3 protein-coding genes are annotated in these 6,779 nt (G+C 37.9%); 2 read left to right on the top strand and 1 reads right to left on the bottom strand.

Going from position 1 to position 6,779, the window contains the following annotated elements; all coding sequences use genetic code 11:
• Positions 1-631 precede the first annotated feature (631 nt).
• Complete coding sequence (locus tag OM074_RS12235; protein ID WP_301199794.1) at positions 632-1,333, bottom strand: hypothetical protein; 702 nt, start codon at positions 1,331-1,333, stop codon at positions 632-634.
• Positions 1,334-1,946: 613 nt separating this feature from the next.
• Between OM074_RS12235 and OM074_RS12230 the strand changes: the two genes are divergently transcribed.
• Positions 1,947-3,455, top strand: coding sequence for a T9SS type A sorting domain-containing protein (locus OM074_RS12230; protein WP_301199793.1), 1,509 nt, complete (start codon positions 1,947-1,949; stop codon positions 3,453-3,455).
• Between the two features lie 148 nt (positions 3,456-3,603).
• A complete protein-coding gene (locus OM074_RS12225; protein WP_301199791.1) occupies positions 3,604-6,768 on the top strand; it encodes a chondroitinase family polysaccharide lyase in 3,165 nt (1,054 codons plus the stop codon).
• Positions 6,769-6,779: the final 11 nt, after the last annotated feature.

Raw genomic sequence — 6,779 nt, 5'->3', positions numbered from 1 at the left:
ATGCGTTGCATGGGGCTAGGATAAGCTGTGCTTTCAGCACGATATACAAAATGCTTTTACAAAAAATCTTCAGCCTAAAATATATAACATTATTCCAATAAAATAGAACCTTAGCCTGACGGCTATGCCCTTTAGGGTTTGGGGTTATACAAGCTGTAAATAAATCTCCACAAGGGTAGTCTCCACTTCAGAGCCTGTCCCGATCAAACGGGAGGATGTATGGAGGAGTAAAACGAGAAAGTACTTTCAGTTTGTAAGTAACCACTCTTCGTTAAAAGAGTTTTTACACACCCTGTAAAAGGAGGAGTACCTCGCCAAAGGCGAGGGAGGTGGTTTTATGCGTATTAAAAACCACCTCCCTTTTCCTGCCTCGTATTCCTCCTTGGCAAGAAGGAATACGATTTACAGCTTGCAAAACCTTAAATCACATTAGGTTTTATCTTTCCGTACACCCAAAGGCATCGATCGTTCCATGATCTTGAACGTAATGGACATTCAGAATGTAAGTCTGAAACTCAGGCCTTATCGAACTATATCATGTATCCACAGTTGCCATAAAAAAATAACATTAATGAGTAATACCAGTTTGGTATCCCATCGCAATTATTCTAATGCCTCTTGCTGGTACCAATTAATTTCTTCGGTAATCGCTGGCATAACGCTTTTTTCTGTTTTCATCCTTCCAAAAAACGTAGCGGCCATATTCCCTCACTTCGTTTAAGTGCAATGTTAAAAGAGAGTAGGCTTTGTCCCTAAGGATTTTATCTTCGTTGTAATTGCCTTTTTCTCCGTTAACTTTAGCCAAAATATCCTTTAGCTTGTTATAACTGGCTAAAGCATTTGTTGATAATTCAAAATCGTAATCAATAGTTTTTAAGGGTTCAGGATATTTTTCAGAGAGGGTATGTATTTCCAATAAATCCTGCACCAGGTCGTAACTGCCGCTACCTTCTTTTATGCGGTTTAGCTTTTTAATTAACGAAGCGTCTTTTCTATAGGCAAAAGTCATATGATGCAGAATTTCTTTTCTTAGCTCATAGGCAGCAGGAGCTTCATTTTTCCAAATTAATTCAGCTTCCTTTTTTGATTGGTATTCCGACTGCCATTGAGCTTCAAAATATCGGGTAATGTTAGCTAAATCAGTTAAAGCCTGTATGTAACTGGTATCCATACCTGCTTTGGCAAATTTTTCAACATCTTTATTGGCATCAACAGCAGTAGCTTCTGCCTCGCCGCATTGAACTTCAACCGGAGTACTGATGGTACGGATTTCTTGCGGCGTAACGGCATCAATTTTATCCTTCCAGGATTCTAATTCCAAAGGAGTTTCCATAATAAATAAAATTTTAAGAATTGCTTTAGGTTTTGATTATAACTGTTTGGTTTGTTATAACGCTCAGAACGTTATGGGCTATAAAACACAGCAGTAGATAATAGTATATGTTAGTTTTGGTGTTTCGCAAGCCGGTTCAGATTAAAGCAATTGTAATTAATAATAAAAATATCGTGGGCAAATGTAAAATTATTGTTGTAAAACGTTTGGATATTGTGACGAAATAGGGTAAGCCTTTGGTAAAGACCATGTTTTTATTGATAAATGCCATCCGTTGGTTAAAATCAATGTTCAATTTTGAGATATGGTTATCGGCATAGTTTTTAAAATACAATCATTTGATGTTGAAAGAGTGGTTTTGATATGTCGGGGAGTTTTAATGTTTTGTAAATAAACCTAACGGTCAGTAATGTTAACCTATCACTAAAACTTAACGAGCTATACATTAATATGAGTGCAAAAATAATACGTATAGTTTTTAAATGCTATTGAATCAGTGTTTTACTAAAAGAGTGGATGAATTTATTTACACTTGAATTGAACTAATGTGCACCGCAAAACAGTCAGGTTAAAATACTTTAGCACATAGAAATAATATTAAAATCAATCCATTATGAAAAAGTATTTACTTATAAATTTAGTAGCACTGTTATTCATTTCTTTAAACCTGAAAGCTCAGGAAACTGAAATTTATTATCCTGATTTGCGCTATGCCACCGAGGCCAGGGGTTTTACAATCCACAACGTAACTTTTGAGTCTTCAATCGAGGCTGAATTGTGGAAACGTTCTACTTTTTATATTCCTGCTGAATCGGAATTGGGATATACACGTACCGGCGAGCAAACAAGTATTGCTGTAAAAGGGTATGATGCCACTAATTATTATGCAACAGAAACTTATGCAGTTATCACTTCGGTTGATTTGAGTGCTAATAGCGCAATTAATGATTATCAGGTTACTTTTTTTAATATGGCGCAATATGGCAAGGTAAATTTTGCCGAATTCTCCGTGTTAATCACAACCAACTTCACGGGAGACGCCACCACAACAACATGGACCGATGTAACAGATCAACTGGATCAGCTGGATGATTATGTAGACTATGACAGCAACTGGACAAAATCAACATTAAGCTTAAATGCCTGGAAAGGTGAAAGTGCTGTGGTATTAGCCTTTAAATATAAAATTGCCAATACAGGTACAGTTGATTCATCAACCGACAGGCCTGGTATTTGGAGGGTTGCCGAAGTTCGTTTTACTCAAACATCTAAGGAATTAACCAACGTGATGGACTGGCAATTTGATGATTTCAATACCTTTGAGATGATCAATGTAACCAGCGCAAACGCTCAAGGCTGGAAAAGAACAGAAGCCTTAAGGACTGGTTTGGTTGAGCCGGTAGGAGAAGATTATAAATCGCTTCAGGCATCAGCGGTTTACGATGCCGATGGTTTAAAAAATGTTTCGCCAACAGAAACATGGGCCGTTCTGAACACGGTTGATTTAACAGGATATGAAAAAGCATATTTGTCGTTCTGGAATATCAGTCAATATAAAATTGGGGGCGATTCAGAAATGACAATTAAAATGTCGACAGATTATGTACCAAATGAATCAGATCCGCAAGGGGCAGTTGGTGCTGCAACATGGGCCGATATAACCAATGCATTTGTGCTTGATGAGTCGTTGGGTTATGATAGCAACTGGACAGAAAGTATAGGAGAGGTTTCTGTGGATTCCAATAATCCGGATGTAACATTTGCTTTTGTTTATAAGTGTACCGATACATACGAAGATGTAAATGGGGTAAATTCAGATTATAGAGCTTCTACATGGAAAATAGGTGATGTTAAAGTAGATGTTGAGCCCCTACCTACCAACTTTGAAGAAAGCAAACACGAAAATGAAGTGTGTTTTTACCCAAATCCGGTAAATGATATCATTAACTTTACAAGCCAGGTTGCCAGTGTGGAATTGTATAACATGAATGGTTCAATGGTTAAGTATCTGGTAAATCCCGGGCAGCACCAAAATATAAGCGACCTGACTAAAGGCATATATGTTATTAAACTAAAGCTGGATTCGGGAGAAATTCAGGTTAACAAGTTTATTAAACAATAGTACCATAACACATCAACAAAATTCAAAGTGTTATAAGGCACCTTGCAGCATACCATTCCCTTTAACCCCCAGGTTAGAGGGATGTGCTGTTTTATAGAACCATGTAACCACTCTATTTTCATTTGATCACTAATTATTTAAAAATAAGATGAACCGCATTTTAATAGTAGTATTAAGTTTGTTGTTTTGGAATTCCAATGCACAAGATTACCTTCAGTTAGAAGGAGAGGTTCCATCAAATTGGGAATCCTCCGATAATACATTAAGTATTTCAACAACACATTGTAAACTGGGTTCCCAATCAGTAAAATGGGAATGGAATCCCAACAGTAATATCTCTATAAAATCCCCTTTGGGTTTGGCAAATGCTTGTAATACCTATAAAGGAGGAATGATGTTGTGGATTTATAATGAAAACGCCAAAAACAACGAGTTGCTTTTTGAGTTTATGAATAGCGCTGATGTGGTTCAGTATTATTTTACGTATCATATTGACTTTGTTGGTTGGAGGGCTTGTTGGATTCGTTTTGATGAGGATATGTTGGGTGTTAAACAAGATAAAAACCTTACCTCGCTCCGTATTGTTGCGCCAAATACAAGCTCAGGAGGAACATTGTATTTTGACAGGATGAAGTTTCCTGCAACAAGGATAAACGACAGGGTTACCCCGGATGCACAGCTTGATTATATTAATCCGGAAATGAATGCCAACCATTGGTCGGCACTTTGGCATTGGTACTCAAATTATCAATTCGAACTGGCCTTACCCCAGGCGGTAACTTCAGAGCAAAAGGATGCGTTTGGTGAAATCAGGCAACGAATTACCGCAAATATAAAAGGAAACCCTGTTTCAGCTTCGCGTATTACCGAGATAAGAAACGAGTTTGCCGACTTAAATATCCAAAAACAAGATGGCGTAATATCTGGTGCCGCCTTTGTTTCTGCTGATGAATATGTAAAGGCTAATGGCGATAAGCGGTTTAATGATTTAGATGCTTTGGTGTATGATATTGCTAAAGCCTGGTACCATACTCAAGAAAACGGGTTTGATCAATACTTTATCGATATATTGGATTGGCTGTACGATCAGGGGCTGGTTGTGGGTAGCGGTTTGGGTACCAACCACCATTATGGTTATGAGTTCCGTGGCTTCCCAAAATCGATATGGTTAATGCAGGACGTACTAAAGTCATCAGGAAAATTTGATCAGGCATTTGAAATGATTCAATACTGGACCGGAGTTCAGGAGGTGCGGCAATTGCCTGAGGTTGAAAATTTCCAGGGGATTGTGGATGCCTGGAATACTATTATTCCGGGGCGTTTGTTGGCTATTATGCTAAGGGACGACTCTCCCGAGCTGGTTCGCGACATGCAGTCGTATGTTAGTTGGATGGATGCGGTAATGAAACCGAGTGTTGGACTTATGGGAGGATTTAAACCTGATGGGGCCGGATTTCATCATGGAATGATATATGCAGGATATATGAATGGTGGTTTTGGTGGTTTAAGTGAAATACTGTGTTATTTGGGAAATACCCCATTTAACTTATCCATTGAGTCGCGCAATAATTTACGCAAGGCTCTTGATGTGCACATGTGGTATTCAAACCTGCGCTCTATTGTTAATAGTGTATGCGGACGGAAACCAATGAACCAGGATTTGGGTACAGGAGCAATTAATGCATATGCATATCTGGCCAAAGCATCTGATCCGGTTGACAGGGATGCCGCTGCTCAATATATGCGTCTTACAAAGTATAAAAAGGAGCTTTATGATGAGTTTGTTACTTTGGGTATTACAGCAGCCCAGGCTCCGCAAGGCAACAAGAGTATTAATTATGGAGCCTTGAATATCCACCGCCGTGATAATTGGATGGCAGCCATCAAAGGATTTAATAATATTGTTACGGGAACAGAAATATATACGTCCAATAATCGGTATGGTAGATATCAAAGCTATGGAACTATTCAGATTCTGGGGACAGGCTCTCCCGTGGATGCAGTTTCCAGTGGCTATTCGTTAAATGGTTGGGACTGGAATCGGTTTCCGGGCGCAACAACAATACATTTACCATACGAGTTACTTGATTATGCCGGAGGTAATATTAACGAAAGATCAGATGAAGAAACATTTGCAGGTGCATGTACCATGGGCGATAATGGCATATTCGGGATGATACTCGATGAAAACAACCATGTGAACTATACCGATGATTTTGTAGCCAGAAAGTCAGTGTTTGCATTTGATAACCGTATTGTTTGTTTAGGAAGTGGAATAAGCAACGGTAATACTCAATATCCTACCGAAACAACCTTGTTTCAGGTTGCATTAAGCAATACAAGCGAAAGTGTGATGATGGACAATAATGCATTGTCATCATTTCCGCTTGAAAAAGATGTTGTGGTCAGTTCACCAGTAACCTTAATGGATACTAAAGGAAATGGTTATTATATCCCATCGGGCTCCTTAACTGTTTCAAAAATGAATCAGGAATCGCGCAATAACATCAATAAAACGGTAAACTATGGAGACTTTGCTACAGCATGGCTTAATCATGGTAAAGCACCCGTAAACAAAGGGTATGAATATGCTATTTTAGTTCAGTCTAATCATTCAGCTCTTCAAAATTTCTCAACTCTGATGCAACAGGATAATGCGCCATATAGTGTTATCAGGAAAGATAACGTTGCTCACATAGTTTATGATAAAGAAACAGATACATATGGCTATGTTTGTTTTGAGCCCAATGTAGATATATCAGATTTATTGATCAGCCAAACATCTTATCCATGTCTTATAATGACAAAGCAAGGTGAAGATAACAAGGTAAAACTTGTTATGACAGATCCGTCGTTAAACATGCCAACACCCGATGCACTGGTTAGTTATGAAGAAGTAAGGGAGCGTAGAGTTCAGGTTACAATAAAAGGTTCTTATCAATTGGCATCGCCAAATTCCTCATGTAATATTATTTCAAACGATAATAATACTACAATACTTGAGTTTATCTGTATTCATGGTTTGGGTGTAGAAATAGATCTCATTCCGGATGATACATCAAATAGTGGAGATAAGGTTAATGACAAAAATGAGGTAACTATTTTTCCTAATCCAGCCAATGAAATATTAAATATTGATACAAAGTCGCAGGTAGATTCGCTTAGGATCATAGGGGTGGATGGATCAATACATAATATTCAGCCAAATAAACAAAATCAGTTATCTATAAAAAACTTGACGAGTGGGGTTTATTACCTTGAAGTTATTTTGGGAGAAGGGAAAAAAGAAACCTTAAAGTTTATAAAGAAATAGTTTCTAAATAT

The organism is Plebeiibacterium marinum (genome assembly GCF_026013615.1).
Lineage (GTDB): Bacteria > Bacteroidota > Bacteroidia > Bacteroidales > Marinilabiliaceae > Saccharicrinis > Saccharicrinis marinus_A.
This window is presented reverse-complemented; position numbering and strand designations above follow the sequence as displayed.